Here is a 14,563-nt window from a genome sequence, read left to right on the forward strand (position 1 = left end):
CCGGCTCCGTGGGATGCCGGTCCCGGGTTACGACTGCCCCTGGTGGTCCTGGCGGTCCCGGGTTACGACTGCCCCTGGTGGTCCTGGCGGTCCCGGGTTACGACTGCCCCTGGCGGTCCTGGCGGTCCTGGCGGTCCCAGCGGCTCCGGCGGCCACGGCTGCCGCGCGGATGCCCGCGGCCAGGGTCGCAGCCACGGCCCGCGGCCAAGGCGACCACCACTGCCCGCGGTCCCGGCGGCCACGGTCGCAGCCACTGCCCTGCCCGCGGTCCCGGCGGCCACGGTTCGCAGCCACTGCCCGCAGCCACGGCGGCCACCACTGCCTGTGGACACGGCGACCACCACGCCCGCGGCCACGGTGGCCATGGCGGCCCGCACGTCGGGCTGCGGCTGTGCAGAACGTCCAAGTTCGGGTCGTGGTTTTGTACACATGCGGCTCGTGACGGGGGCCCCGCAAGGAGCGATAGCCTTGTGGCGTGATCAGCGCGATAGCTCGCGGGGGCATCGGCGCCCCTGCTCTGCGCCCGGTACGCACGGACGACATCCGTGTCCGGGCGGCGGTCGCTGGTCTTCGCGGGCGGGACGGGGCATCGAAAGCCCCCGGTACGGCGCCGCGCACCCCCCGGACGGTGACAGGGAGAGCGACGTCACACCCGGCGAGCGCGGCGACATTGGCTGATATGCCCCCGCTCCTCTCACCTTGCGGCATAGCGTCGGAACAGACCGGACACCCCGCGTCTCGACGTCATGCCGGAAGGCAGGAGACCGTACTTCCTTCTACGTCACGCAACGGCGCGCGACAGGAGCCAGAGGACAATGCAGACCAAGCTGGACGAAGCCAAGGCCGAGCTGCTCGAAAGGGCTGCGCGGGTAGCTGAGAACAGCCCGGTCGGGGGGCACCTACCGACTGGGACGACGACGGACGAGGGCACGTCGGACACCCCGGACACCCCGGGCACCCCGGACCACGCATCCGTGTTCGCGTTCCTCCGGCGCTACTACCGGCACACCGCCCCGGAGGACCTGGCCGACCGCGACCCGGTCGACGTCTTCGGAGCAGCCGTCTCGCACTACCGGCTGGCCGAGAACCGCCCGCAGGGCACGGCGAACGTGCGGGTGCACACCCCGACGGTCGAGGAGAACGGCTGGACGTGCAGCCACTCCGTCGTCGAGGTGGTCACGGACGACATGCCCTTCCTCGTCGACTCCGTGACCAACGAGCTGACCCGGCAGGGCCGCGGCATCCACGTCGTCGTCCACCCGCAGGTCGTGGTGCGGCGCGACCTCACCGGCAAGCTCGTCGAGGTGCTCGCCGGTCCGCCCACCGACGACCTGCCGCACGACGCGCACGTCGAGTCCTGGATCCACGTCGAGATCGACCGCGAGACCGACCGCGGCGACCTGAAGCAGATCACCGCCGACCTGCTGCGCGTCCTGAACGACGTCCGCGAGACCGTCGAGGACTGGGGCAAGATGCGGGACGCGGCCGTCCGCATCGCCGAGCGGCTCCCGACGGAGCCCGCCCCCGACGACCTTCCCCCACGGGAGCTGGAGGAGGCCCGCGAGCTGCTGCGCTGGCTGGCCGACGACCACTTCACCTTCCTCGGCTACCGCGAGTACGAGCTGCGCGGCGACGACTCGCTCGCCGCCGTCGCCGGCACCGGCCTCGGCATCCTGCGCTCCGACCCGCACCACGCGGCCGACGAGAGCCACCCCGTCAGCCCGTCCTTCGAGCGGCTGCCCGCCGACGCCCGGGCCAAGGCCCGCGAGCACCGGCTGCTGGTGCTGACCAAGGCCAACAGCCGGGCCACCGTGCACCGGCCGTCGTACCTGGACTACATCGGCGTCAAGAAGTTCGACGAGAACGGCAACGTGGTCGGCGAGCGCCGCTTCCTCGGCCTGTTCTCCTCCGCCGCCTACACCGAGTCCGTCCGCCGCGTCCCGGTCATCCGGCGCAAGGTGGAGGAGGTGCTGGAGCGGGCCGGCTTCTCGCCCCACAGCCACGACGGCCGGGACCTGCTGCAGATCCTGGAGACGTACCCGCGCGACGAGCTGTTCCAGACCCCGCCGGACGAGCTGCAGGCCATCGTCACCTCCGTGCTCTACCTCCAGGAGCGGCGCCGTCTCCGGCTCTACCTGCGGCAGGACGAGTACGGGCGCTACTACTCGGCCCTCGTCTACCTCCCCCGCGACCGCTACACCACCGGTGTCCGGCTGCGGATCATCGACATCCTCAAGGAGGAGCTCGGCGGCACCAGCGTCGACTTCACGGCCTGGAACACCGAGTCGATCCTGTCCCGGCTGCACTTCGTGGTCCGCGTCCCGCAGGGCACCGAGCTGCCGGAGCTGTCCGACGCCGACAAGGACCGCATCGAGGCCCGCCTCGTGGAGGCCGCCCGTTCCTGGGCCGACGGGTTCGCCGAGGCGCTGACCGCCGAAATCGGCGAGGAGCGGTCCGCGGAGCTGCTGCGCCACTACGGCAGTGCCTTCCCCGAGGGCTACAAGGCCGACCACGGACCGCGCTCCGCGGTCGCCGACCTCGGTCACCTGGAGCGGCTCGACGAGGACCGGACGTTCGCGCTGAGCCTGTACGAGCCGGTCGGCGCCGCGCCCGAGGAGCGGCGTTTCAAGATCTACCAGAAGGGCGGCCAGGTCTCCCTGTCGGCCGTCCTGCCGGTGCTCAGCCGGCTCGGCGTCGAGGTCACCGACGAGCGCCCGTACGAACTGCGCTGCCCGGGCCGTACGACCGCCTGGATCTATGACTTCGGGCTGCGCATGCCCAAGTCGGTGGCCGGCGGCGCCGACTACCTCGGCGACGACGCGCGCGAGCGCGTCCAGGACGCCTTCGCCGCCACCTGGACCGGCCAGGCGGAGAACGACGGCTTCAACGCCCTCGTGCTCAGCGCCGGACTGACCTGGCGGCAGGCGATGGTGCTGCGCGCCTACGCCAAGTACCTGCGGCAGGCCGGTTCGACGTTCAGCCAGGACTACATGGAGGACACCCTCCGCAACAACGTCCACACCACGCGGCTGCTCGTCTCGCTCTTCGAGGCGCGGATGGCCCCGGAGCGCCAGCGTGCCGGGCGCGAGATCGTCGACGCCCTGCTCGAGGAGGTCGACGCGGCCCTCGACCAGGTCGCGAGCCTCGACGAGGACCGCATCCTGCGGTCCTTCCTCACCGTCATCAAGGCGACGCTGCGGACGAACTTCTTCCAGAAGACGGGCGACGGCAAGCCGCACGACTACGTCTCCATGAAGTTCGACCCGCAGGCCATCCCCGACCTGCCCGCCCCGCGCCCGGCGTTCGAGATCTGGGTGTACTCGCCGCGCGTCGAGGGCGTGCACCTGCGCTTCGGCAAGGTCGCGCGCGGTGGTCTGCGCTGGTCGGACCGCCGGGAGGACTTCCGCACCGAGATCCTCGGCCTGGTCAAGGCGCAGATGGTGAAGAACACCGTCATCGTGCCGGTCGGCGCCAAGGGCGGCTTCGTGGCCAAGCAACTGCCCGACCCGAGCGTGGACCGCGACGCCTGGATGGCCGAGGGCATCGCCAGCTACCGGACCTTCATCTCGGCGCTGCTGGACATCACCGACAACATGGTGGCCGGCGAGGTCGTGCACCCGGCGGACGTCGTCCGGCACGACGAGGACGACACCTACCTCGTCGTCGCCGCCGACAAGGGCACCGCGAAGTTCTCGGACATCGCCAACGAGGTCGCCGAGTCCTACAACTTCTGGCTCGGCGACGCCTTCGCCTCCGGCGGCTCGGCGGGCTACGACCACAAGGGCATGGGCATCACCGCCCGCGGCGCCTGGGAGTCCGTCAAGCGGCACTTCCGGGAGCTGGGCGTGGACACCCAGACCCAGGACTTCACGGTCGTCGGCGTCGGCGACATGTCCGGCGACGTGTTCGGCAACGGCATGCTGCTCAGCGAGCACATCCGCCTCGTCGCCGCCTTCGACCACCGGCACATCTTCCTCGACCCCGACCCGGACGCGGCCACCTCGTACGCCGAACGCCGCCGCCTGTTCGAGCTGCCGCGCTCGTCGTGGGAGGACTACGACACCGGGCTGCTCTCGGCCGGCGGCGGCGTCTTCCCGCGCACGGCCAAGTCGATCCCGGTCAACGCGCACATCCGCGAGGCCCTCGGCATCGAGTCCGGCATCACCAAGATGACCCCGGCCGAGCTGATGAAGGCGATCCTCTCGGCGCCGGTGGACCTGCTGTGGAACGGCGGCATCGGTACGTACGTCAAGGCGGCCACCGAGTCCAACGGAGACGTCGGCGACAAGGCCAACGACGCCATCCGCGTCGACGGCAAGGACCTGCGGGTCCAGGTCGTCGGTGAGGGCGGCAACCTGGGCCTGACCCAGCTCGGCCGGATCGAGTTCGCGCTGCACGGCGGCCGGATCAACACCGACGCCATCGACAACAGCGCGGGCGTGGACACCTCCGACCACGAGGTGAACATCAAGATCCTGCTCAACGGTCTCGTCAAGGACGGCGACATGACCGTCAAGCAGCGCAACAAGCTGCTCGCCGAGATGACCGACGAGGTCGGCGCGCTGGTCCTGCGCAACAACTACGCGCAGAACACGGCGATCGCCAACGCGCTGGCCCAGTCCAAGGACATGCTCCACGCCCAGCAGCGCTTCATGCGCCACCTGGTCAGGGAGGGCCACCTCAACCGGGCCCTGGAGTTCCTGCCCACCGACCGCCAGATCCGCGAGCGCCTCGGCACCGGGCAGGGCCTGACCGGCCCGGAGACCGCCGTGCTGCTGGCCTACACGAAGATCACGGTCGCCGAGGAGCTGCTGCGCACCTCGTTGCCCGACGACCCGTATCTCAAGGGTCTGCTGCACACGTACTTCCCGACGGCGCTGCGTGAGCAGTTCCTCGACCGGATCGACGGCCACCCGCTGCGCCGCGAGATCACGACGACCGTCCTGGTCAACGACACGGTCAACACGGGCGGTACGACGTACCTGCACCGGATGCGCGAGGAGACCGGCGCGTCGCTGGAGGAGATCGTGCGGGCGCAGACCGCGGCCCGGGCGATCTTCCGCTCCTCCCCGGTGTGGGACGCGGTGGAGGCCCTGGACACCAAGGTCGAGGCCGATGTGCAGACCCGCATCCGGCTGCACTCGCGCCGCCTGGTCGAGCGCGGCACGCGCTGGCTGCTCAACAACCGGCCGCAGCCGCTGGAGCTCGCCGAGACGGTGGAGTTCTTCGCCGAGCGCGTCGAGCAGGTCTGGGCGCAGTTGCCCAAGCTGCTGCGCGGCGCGGACGCGGAGTGGTACCAGCACATCTACGACGAGCTGACCGCCGCCGGTGTCCCGGACGAGCCTGCCACGCGGGTGGCGGGGTTCTCCTCGGCCTTCCCGACGCTGGACATCGTGTCGGTGGCCGACCGCACGGGCAAGGAGCCGCTGGACGTCGCCGAGGTGTACTACGACCTCGCCGACCGGTTGAGCGTCACCCAGCTCATGGACCGGATCAGCGACCTGCCCCGCAACGACCGCTGGCAGTCCATGGCCCGCGCGGCGATCCGCGAGGACCTGTACGCGGCGCACGCGTCGCTCACCGCCGACATCCTGGCGGCGGGCGACGGCACGTCGACGCCGGAGCAGCGGTTCAAGGCGTGGGAGCAGAAGAACGCGGCGATCCTCGGCCGTGCCCGCACCACGCTGGAGGAGATCCACAACTCGGAGTCCTTCGACCTGTCCAACCTGTCGGTGGCGATGCGGACGATGCGGACGCTGCTGCGCACGCATTCGTGACGGCGTAGTCGTGTGAGGCGCCCCGGGCCGTGCGGCCCGGGGCGCCTTTGTGTACGCGATGTCCGGTGGTGACCGGTATGCACCTATAAAGTGACCGCGTGACTGGGCGTCTCTGGACGACACGCGTCGCCGCGCTCGTCCTCCTCCTGCTGCTGCTCCTGGTCGTCGTCCGGCTGCCCTGGGCCGGTGACCTGGGCATACACGCGGCCACCGTCGAACGACTGCGGCACAGCCTCCTCGACCCCGGCAACCCGCTGGTCGACGCGGACACGCCGAGCCCGTACTACTCGCCGTGGACGGTGCTGCTCGGCTGTGTCGCCAAGGTGACCGGAGTCTCCGTCTTCGTCGTGCTGCGACTCGGGGCGCTGGTGGCGCTCGGGGTGCTGGTGACGGGCGTGTGGCGGTATGTGCGGGTGCTGAGCGCGCGTCCGGCGGCGCCCGCGCTCGCGTTGCTGTGCCTGCTGCTGCTGTGGGGCACGGCGCAGTTCGCCTGGAGCGGCTTCCTCGGGCTGCACTCCCTGGCGCTGACGGTGGCGTATCCCAGCGTGTTCGCGCTCGGGCTCGCGTTTCACCTGTGGGCGTGGCTGTCGCGGCCGTCCGGGTGGGGGGTCTGGCTGGGGTGCGGGGTGCTGTGGGCGGTGATCCTGCTCGTCCACCAGTTCTCGGGCGTCGTCGCGTCGTTGGGTGCGCTCGCCGTCGTGTGCGCGGGGCGGGCCGGACGGACGGAGTGGGGGCGGCTGGGGGCGGGGTCGGCGCTGGGGGCGGTGGTGCTGTGGGCCTGGCCGTACTACGACTTCTTCGCGCTGCTCGGCGCGGGGGACGGGATGGACGCGGTGCACCGGTCGCTGTACCGGGACCTGTTCGGGCGGTACTGGCTGGTGCTGGTGGGTGTGGCGGCGCTGGGGGCGCGGTGGTGGCGCGACCGGCGGGACGTACTGGTGCTGTTCTTCGTGCTCGGTGCGGTGGTCTTCCTGACGGGTGGGGTCAGCGGGCACTGGTCGTGGGGCCGGGTGCTGCCCGCCGCGCTGATCCCGGCGCAGCTCGCGGTGGCGCTGGAGGTGGTGGAGGCCGGGCGGCGGGCGGTCCGGGCGGCGTGGGCGTGCGTACTGGGCGCGGCGCTGGCGGTGGGGGCCTGGGGGCAGGTGGGGACGCTCGGGTACGTGGTCGAGCGGGGGGTGCTGCCAGGGGTGGTCGAGGAGCGGTACCGGGAGCCGTGGACGGGGTACCACTGGATCACTCCGTGGGTGCGGTACGGGGACGTGGTCATGGCCAAGGAGTTCCCCGCGCGGCAGATCCCGGCGTACGGGGCGTACACGGTGGCTCCCGGATATCCGGACTTCTTCCTGCCGGACGAAGGGGGCCGGGTGGCGGCGGTGCGGGCGTTCTTCGCGGAGGAGGCGGTGGGGGCCGTGCGGCGGGGGATCGCGCGGGAGTACGGGGTGCGGTGGGTGGTGGACCGGGGGGACCGGTTCCGGGGGGCCGAGGGGCTGAGGCCGGTGGCTCGGGGGCCGGGCGGGGAGGTGCTGTACGAGGTGGTGTGGTAAGCGCGAGTTGGTTGCGGTGCGGTGCGGTGCGGTGCGGTGGGGTGGGGTGCGGCGGGGCGGGGTGGGGCGGAGTGAGGCGAAGTGGGGCGTGCCGTGGACGCCCGGCGTCGGGGCTGAGCCGGCCGGGCGCGCGCGGGTCACCGCCCCAGCGGCACGATGGCCCGCGCCCGCCTGGGCCCGCCTGGGCCCGCGCCCGCCCGCGCTCGCCCGCGCCCGCCCGCGCTCGCCCGCGCCCGCCCGCGCCCGCCTGGGCCCGCCCGCGCCCGCCTGGGCCCGCCTGGGCCCGCGCCCGCCCGCGCCCGCCTGGGCCCGCCTGGGCCCGCGCCCGCCCGCGCTCGCCCGCGCCCGCCCGCGCCCGCCCGCGCTCGCCTGGGTCCGCGCCCGCCTGGGCCCGCGCCCGCCTGGGTCCGCGCTCGCCTGGGCCCGCCTGGGTCCGCGCTCGCCCGCGCCCGCCCGCGCTCGCCCGCGCCCGCCTGGGCCCGCGCCCGCGCCCGCCTGGGTCTGCGCTCGCCCGCGCCCGCCTGGGCCCGCGCCCGCCTGGGCCCGCGCCCCCGCGCCGGGTCAGCGGAGGAGGCTCGCCGCCAGGCGGACCGCGCGCTTCACCCGGGGTGTGGCCACGCGGCGCGCTGCCGGGCGGACCAGTGCCGCCGTACTGCCCACCGGCTGCCAGCGGATCTGCAGGCGGCCCGGGTGGTGGCCCTCCGGTTCCGCCGTGACCCGGTGGGGGAGGGCGCCCGCGCCGTAGGGGACGCGGGCGGTCAGGGCCGGGAAGGACAGGGGGGCCAGGAGGAGGCCCGTGTGGGTCTGGCCCTGGTGGCGCAGGCGGAGTACGGGGTGGCGGAAGCCCTCGAAGCCCTGGAGGGGGAGGCGGGCCGCCGCGAGGTCCAGGCGGACGCGGCCCTCGAAGACACCGGGGCGGACGGGGCAGAGGCGGAGGGGGACCGTGAGGTGACGGCGGCCCGGGGAGAGGTGGAGGGTGGCGCGCTGGGGGCCGATCGGGAGCCGCAGGGCGGGGTCGTAGGTGCGGACGGTGAGGTCGAGCGACGCGCCGGGGCCCCGTTCGATCTCCGTGATCTCGTGGCGGAGCTGGGCGGTGGCGAACGGGCGGGTTTCCAGGTCCAGGTCCGTCAGGTCCAGTTCGCGCCGGGCCCGTTCGGAGTGCGGGACCCCCTCGCCCCAGTAGACGCGGCCGTCCGCCGGGTCCGGCGTGGTCCGGCGCGGGGCCACGTCGTGGCCGAGGCCGCGGGCCGCGAGCCGGGCGTCGGACAGGCGGCGGTCGCGGACCAGTTGGAGGACGACCCGTTCGGCGCGCGGAAGCCGGGCGTAGGCGCCGGGGGCGAGCGTGTCGAGGTACGGGTTCACGATGTCCGCGAAGGAGGCGAGCCACGCGTCGTCCCGGTACGGGAGGTCACCGGCGTACATGCGGAAGTCGTGCTTGAGGAACTTGAAGTCCTTGTCCTCCCGCAACGACACGTGCCCGCTCTCGGCCAGGAACGCGTCGATGAGACGCTGCACGTGGACGCGGTCGCGGACGTTGGTCAGCTTGTGCCGCTGGTTGGATATGGAAGCCGCCTCGCAGGCGGCGTACGGGGCGACGTACCAGCGGTAGACCGGCTCCGGGACGACGGTGAACGTCTTGGCCAGGCAGTACGCCTGCGCCGAGAAGAGCTGGTCCTCGTAGTGGATGCCCTCGGGGAAGCGCAGTTCGTGCCGGTCGAGGAAGGCGCGGGCGTACATCTTGCTGGTCGCCAGGTGTTCGAAGAACAGCCGCGGGTCGGCCTCGATGCCGTCGAGGGTGCGGCGCTCGGTGACCAGGTGCGGCATCCAGGTCGTGCGGCGCCCGCCGTCCACGCGTATCCGGTGCACCGCGCCCATCGCGAAGTCGATGTCGCGTTCGCGGTGGGCGGCGAGCAGGACCTCGACGGCGCGCTCGGGGAGTTCGTCGTCGCTGTCCAGGAACATCAGGTACGGCGCCCGCGCGATCTCCAGGGCGCGGTTGCGCGGGGCGCTGCAGCCGCCGCTGTTCCCGGGCAGGCGGAGGTACACGACGCGGGGGTCGCGCGCCGCGAGTTCGCGGGCCACTTCGGGGGTCGCGTCCGTCGAGTGGTCGTCGCTGATGACGATCTCGATGTTCGCGTGGGTCTGGCGCAAGGCGGACGCGACCGCGCGGGGGAGGCGTTCGGCGTCGTTGTAGACGATGACCGTGACGGTGACGTCGGGGGTGCTCGTCGTACCCGTGCTGCTCATGACGCGGTCGCCTCCTCGGGGCTCGGGGCCGGGGTGCGCTCCTCGAGGGGCAGTACGGGCGGCAGTGTCCGTTCGTCCTCGCCGAGGAAGACCCGGCGTACGACGCGCTCGGCGGCGCGGCCGTCGTCGTACTCGCAGAACCGGCGCCGGAAGGCGGCCCGCGCCTTCGCCGCGCGTTCGTCGCGCCAGGCGTCGGTGGTGAGGATCTCCGTCAGTTCCGCCTGGTCGCGGGCGACCGGGCCCGGCGCCTCGGCCATCAGGTCGAAGTAGACGCCCCGGGTGGTGCGGTACGTCTCCCAGTCGTCGGCGTGGATCACGATCGGGCGGTCGAGGTTGGCGTAGTCGAACATGATCGACGAGTAGTCCGTGACCAGCGCGTCGGCGGCCAGGCACAGCTCCTCGACGGGGTCGTAGGAGGAGACGTCGATGATCCGGCCGGTGCGGCGCAGGCCGGTCAGGAGGGAGGAGGGGGCGGCCGCGGTCTCGTAGAAGTAGTGGGCGCGCACCAGCAGGACCGTTTCCTCGCCGAGCCGGCCGGCGAGGGCGGCGAGGTCGAGGCGCGGGGTCCAGCCGGTCTCGTAGTCGCGGTGGGTGGGGGCGTACAGGACCGCCCTGCGGCCGGGCGCGATGCCGAGGCGTTCGCGGACCGCGCGGACCTCGGCGGCGCCGACGGTGTAGTAGACGTCGTTGCGCGGATAGCCGTGGTCGAGGGAGGTGTGGCGGGACGGGTACGCCCGCTGCCACATGCGGGTGGAGTGGCTGTTGGCACTGAGGCTGTAGTCCCACTTGTCTACGCGCTCCAGCAGGGCCTGGAAGTCCAGGCCCCGGGCGGCGGCGGGGTACGGCATCTGGTCCAGGCCCATGCGCTTGAGCGGGGTGCCGTGATGGGTCTGGAGGTGGACGGCGCCGGGGCGTTTGACCACCGCGTCCGGGAAGTTGACGTTGTTGACGAGGTACTTGGCGCGCGCCAGCACCTCCCAGTAGCGGCGGGTGCCCGGGACGACGTGGTCGGTGCCGGGCGGCAGCAGGGCCGCGCCCGGCGCGGTGACCACCCACACCGGGTGGACGCTCGGCGCGAGTTCGGCGAGCTTGGCGGCGATGGCGGCCGGGTTGCAGGCCACGCCGCGGGCCCAGTACGCCGAGAAGACGGCGAGGTGCGGGTCGACCGGCTCGGCGAGTGCCCGACGGTACTGGAGGGCGCGCAGCCGCGTCCCGGCCCGGTGCCTGCCGGTGCGCACCGCCGACCGCACCGTGCGGCGCGCGCGGTTGGCGGCCTGGAGGGCGCGGTACCTGGCGCAGGCGTCCTCCTCCAGCAGCGACCGGCGTACGCCTTCGAGGCCGCCCGGGCGCCGGTGGCCGTCGGGGCGGTGGCGCCGGGCGGCCAGGGAGGCACGGTGGAAGAACTTCCGCGCCACGTCGTCCGGCATCCCGGCGCGGGCGAAGGTGCGCAGGCAGTCGCGGACCATCAGGTCGTACAGGACGGCGTGGGGGCCCGGGCGGCCGGCGGCCAGGTCGAGGAGCGTCTCGTAGCGCTCGACCAGGGCGTGGCGCTGCTCCGGCGTGACCGGCGGCAGGCTCTGCGGCCGCAGCCGGCGGTCCTCGTACGCCGGCTGGGGCAGGCAGGCGACGCGGTCGGCGAGCAGCAGGGCGGTGTACGCGGCGAAGGGCTCGTCGTCGGTGGTGAGGAGGCGCTCGTGGGTCCGCCAGAAGCCGGTCCGCACGGCACGGTTGCCGAGCAGCGGGGCCAGTCCGAGCAGCGCCGGACGGCCGTCGAGGGCGAGGTCGGCGCGGCCGGTGCGGGCGAGGCGGGGGCCGTCCGGGGAGGGCAGGCCAACGGCTCGCCAGGTGCTGCGGACGTGGTCGAAGAGCAGGACGTCCACGGCGTCGGGGAGGTGCGCGGCGTGCTCGGCGATCGTGCGCGGGGCGCCCGGGGGCAGCCCGTCCTTGGCGTGGACGAAGTGCAGCCACCGGCCCGAGGCCCGCGCCGCCCCCGCCGAACGGGCCGCCGCGTCGCCGGCCCCGTCCGGCAGGGGCAGCACGGTGAACGCGGGGGTGTGCCGCTCGGCGGTCTCCCGTGCCCAGTCCCCGATGGCGGCGACGATCACCTCGACGCCGGTCAGGGGGTGGGCGGCCAGGGAGTCCAGGAGTGCGGGCAGGTGGTCCTGGACGTTGCGGCCGTGGACGACGACGCTGAGTTCCGGCGTCTGGGACAGGGTCTCGGCCATCGCGGGGACTCCTTCGCCTCGGTCGCTCCCGGATCACTCCTGTTCGGTCGTTCGGCCATAGTGACACTAATCGGGCAAAGGGGTTAACCGTGCCTACGCCTCCCGGGGGAAGGCACGCGGCAGGGGCGGCGCTCAGGCGGCCGTCGTGGCCGTGGGTGCGGGTTTGGGTGCGGGCTTGGGCGCGGTCTTGGGCTTGGCCGCCTTGTCCGGGCCGCCGGTGAACTTCTCGTACTCCTTCAGGACCTCCTCCGTCGGCCCGTCCATGCGCAGCTCGCCGCGTTCCAGCCACAGCACCCGGTCGCAGGTGTCGCGGATGGACTTGTTGCTGTGGCTGACCAGGAACACGGTGCCGGCGTGCCTGCGCAGCTCCCGGATGCGTTCCTCGGAGCGCTTCTGGAAGGAGCGGTCGCCGGTGGCCAGGGCCTCGTCGACGAGGAGGACGTCGTGGTCCTTGGCGGCGGCGATGGAGAAGCGCAGCCGGGCCGCCATGCCGGAGGAGTACGTGCGCATCGGCAGCGTGATGAAGTCGCCCTTGTCGTTGATCCCGGAGAAGTCGACGATGTCCTGGTAGCGCTCCTTGATCTGCGCGCGGGACATGCCCATCGCAAGGCCGCCGAGGTAGACGTTGCGCTCGCCGGTGAGGTCGCTCATCAGGGCCGCGTTGACGCCGAGGAGGGACGGCTGGCCGTCCGTGTAGATGCGTCCGCTCTCCACCGGGAGCAGGCCGGCGACCGCCTTGAGCAGCGTCGACTTGCCGGAGCCGTTGGTGCCGATCAGCCCGATCGCCTCGCCCCGGTAGGCCACGAAGGACACGTTCTTCACGGCGTGCACCCGGCGTACCCCCGCCGCCTTCTCGGCCTTGCGGCGGCGCACGATGCGGTTGAGGGCGGCGGTCGCGGAGCCGCGGCCGGCGCCGGTGCCGTTGACCCGGTAGACGATGTCGACGCCGTCGGCGATGACGGTGGGGACGCGTTCGTCCGCCTGCTCCATGGTGCCGTTGTTGTCAGCCACGTCCGTACGTCTCCTCGGCCTTCCAGAAGTAGATGAAGCCGCCGATCCCGGCGACCAGGGCCCAGCCCACGGCCATCGCCCACACGTGGTCCGGCAGCATGCCGCCGCCGAAGCTGTCGATCAGGGCGAAGCGCATCAGGTCGATGTAGACGACGGCGGGGTTGACCTGGAGGAGGGGGCCGACCCACGAGGGCAGGCCGCTGTCCGGGCCGGTCATGTGATGGATGCTGAACATGACGCCCGAGCCGTACATCCAGGTCCGCAGCAGGAACGGCATGAGCTGGGCCATGTCGGGGATCTTGGAGCCCACCCGGGCCATGACCAGCGCCAAGCCCGCGTTGAACACGAACTGCAGCACCAGTGCCGGGACCGCCAGCACCCAGGACGCGGCGGGCGGTACACCGAAGGCGAGCAGGATGACGACCAGGGCGCCCATCGAGAACATGAGCTGCTGCAACTGCTGGAGGCAGAACGACACCGGCAGCGCGGCCCGCGGGAAGTGCAGGGCGCGCACCAGGCCGAGGTTGCCGGAGACGGCCTTGGTGCCCGCCATGATCGAGCTCTGCGTGAAGGTCCACACGAAGACGCCGGTGACCAGGAACGGGACGAAGTCCTCCACGCCGCGGCTGGTGTTCATCAGCATGCCGAAGATGAAGTAGTACACGGCCGCGTTGAGCAGCGGTGTCATCACCTGCCAGACCTGGCCCAGCTTGGCCTGGCTGTACTGGGCGGTGAGCTTGGCGGTGGAGAAGGCGGTGATGAAGTGCCGGCGCGCCCAGAGCCGGCGGACGTACGCGGGGAGCGAGGGGCGGGCGCCGCTGACCGACAGGCCGTGGCGGGCGGCGAGGGCCGCGAGGTCGTGGTCGTCGGGGGTGGGGGCGACCGGGGCCGGCGTCGGGGGTGATGTGTCGAGGGCCTGACTCACATCCGGTGCTTTCGCTCGGGGGAGGGGGGTGGCGACGCCCCGCGTTCACCTGTGTGACGGTGCACGTTCATTACGTCGGGACGGGACCGTATCGTCGTAACGTGAGCGTAGGGCTTGGTCGCGTCGGAACGCAACCGTTTCGTCGTAACGCCCCTATGCTTGGCTCGCATGACGACCAACGCCGACGACGAGCCCCGGCCGCGCCCGCGCCGCCGGGCCCCCGCCGGGGCGGCCGTGCTCCGCGAGGACGTGACGGAAGCCATCCGGGCGGCGGTCTTCGAGGAGCTCGCGGCGGTCGGCTACGCGCGGATGTCCATCGAGGGGATCGCGCGCCGCGCGGGGGTCGGCAAGACGGCCGTCTACCGGCGCTGGCGCTCCAAGCTGCACCTGGTGCTCGACATCGTCTCCGCGCTCGCCGTGCAGGGCCTGCCCGCGCCCGACACCGGGTCCCTGGAGGGCGACCTGCGGCTGCTGTACGAGGTGACGTCCCGCGCCCTGCGCCACCCGGTGGCCTCGCAGGTCATCCCCGACCTCCAGGCGGAGGCGGCCCGCAACCCCGACATCGCCGAGGCCATGCAGAAGACCCTGCGGGAGGGCCAGGACGGCGTCGCCAGCAAGATCCTCGCGGCGGCGGCGGAACGCGGCGAACTCGCCGCCGGCCTCGACACCGACCTGGCCCTCGACCTGATCTCGGGCCCGCTGTACTGGCGCTCGGTGGTCATCCGCGGCCCCAAACCGCCGAAGGGCTACCTGGCGGCACTGGCGCGGGCCACGGCGGAGGGGCTCAAGGCGCTCTGACAGCGCCTTGTCCACGCGGTCGGGCAGGTCCACCAC

The 14,563-nt window shown here is 72.8% G+C and carries 7 protein-coding genes; 3 read left to right on the forward strand and 4 right to left on the reverse strand.

From position 1 onward, the window contains the following. The first annotated feature begins 815 nt into the window (after positions 1–815). Together B1H29_RS22470 and B1H29_RS22475 are read left to right on the forward strand one after the other, a co-directional pair. Positions 816–5,777, forward strand: a complete 4,962-nt coding sequence (locus B1H29_RS22470) for an NAD-glutamate dehydrogenase (protein WP_055417226.1) — start codon at positions 816–818, stop codon at positions 5,775–5,777. Between the two features lie 98 nt (positions 5,778–5,875). Continuing rightward, positions 5,876–7,321: a hypothetical protein gene (locus B1H29_RS22475; RefSeq protein WP_079160394.1), complete on the forward strand. Its 1,446-nt coding sequence runs from the start codon at positions 5,876–5,878 to the stop codon at positions 7,319–7,321. A gap of 561 nt (positions 7,322–7,882) precedes the next feature. On the opposite strand, the gene B1H29_RS22480 is transcribed toward B1H29_RS22475, so the two are convergent. The 4 genes from B1H29_RS22480 to B1H29_RS22495 form a co-directional block, all read right to left on the reverse strand. After that, positions 7,883–9,568: a glycosyltransferase family 2 protein gene (locus B1H29_RS22480; protein WP_055417223.1), complete on the reverse strand. Its 1,686-nt coding sequence runs from the start codon at positions 9,566–9,568 to the stop codon at positions 7,883–7,885. Next, complete coding sequence (locus B1H29_RS22485; protein ID WP_055417222.1) at positions 9,565–11,793, reverse strand: CDP-glycerol glycerophosphotransferase family protein; 2,229 nt, start codon at positions 11,791–11,793, stop codon at positions 9,565–9,567. The genes B1H29_RS22480 and B1H29_RS22485 overlap by 4 nt, the downstream gene beginning before the upstream one ends. 132 nt (positions 11,794–11,925) lie before the next feature. After that, the gene (locus B1H29_RS22490; RefSeq protein WP_055417760.1) at positions 11,926–12,783 is read right to left on the reverse strand and encodes an ABC transporter ATP-binding protein; all 858 of its coding nucleotides are present in this window, start codon (positions 12,781–12,783) and stop codon (positions 11,926–11,928) included. A gap of 13 nt (positions 12,784–12,796) precedes the next feature. Further along, entirely contained in the window at positions 12,797–13,729 is a 933-nt protein-coding gene (locus tag B1H29_RS22495) for an ABC transporter permease (RefSeq protein ID WP_055417221.1), read from the reverse strand. Positions 13,730–13,897: 168 nt separating this feature from the next. Between B1H29_RS22495 and B1H29_RS22500 the strand changes: the two genes are divergently transcribed. Then, positions 13,898–14,527, forward strand: coding sequence for a TetR/AcrR family transcriptional regulator (locus B1H29_RS22500; protein WP_055417220.1), 630 nt, complete (start codon positions 13,898–13,900; stop codon positions 14,525–14,527). Positions 14,528–14,563 lie beyond the last annotated feature (36 nt).

The organism is Streptomyces pactum (assembly GCF_002005225.1).
In the GTDB taxonomy this organism is placed as follows: domain Bacteria; phylum Actinomycetota; class Actinomycetes; order Streptomycetales; family Streptomycetaceae; genus Streptomyces; species Streptomyces pactum_A.

Coding starts and splice junctions, on each gene's coding strand:
- B1H29_RS22480 (WP_055417223.1), bottom strand. CDS start 9,568: ATGAGCAGCACGGGTACGACGAGCACCCCCGACGTCACCGTCACGGTC.
- B1H29_RS22470 (WP_055417226.1), top strand. CDS start 816: ATGCAGACCAAGCTGGACGAAGCCAAGGCCGAGCTGCTCGAAAGGGCT.
- B1H29_RS22485 (WP_055417222.1), bottom strand. CDS start 11,793: ATGGCCGAGACCCTGTCCCAGACGCCGGAACTCAGCGTCGTCGTCCAC.
- B1H29_RS22490 (WP_055417760.1), bottom strand. CDS start 12,783: ATGGAGCAGGCGGACGAACGCGTCCCCACCGTCATCGCCGACGGCGTC.
- B1H29_RS22500 (WP_055417220.1), top strand. CDS start 13,898: ATGACGACCAACGCCGACGACGAGCCCCGGCCGCGCCCGCGCCGCCGG.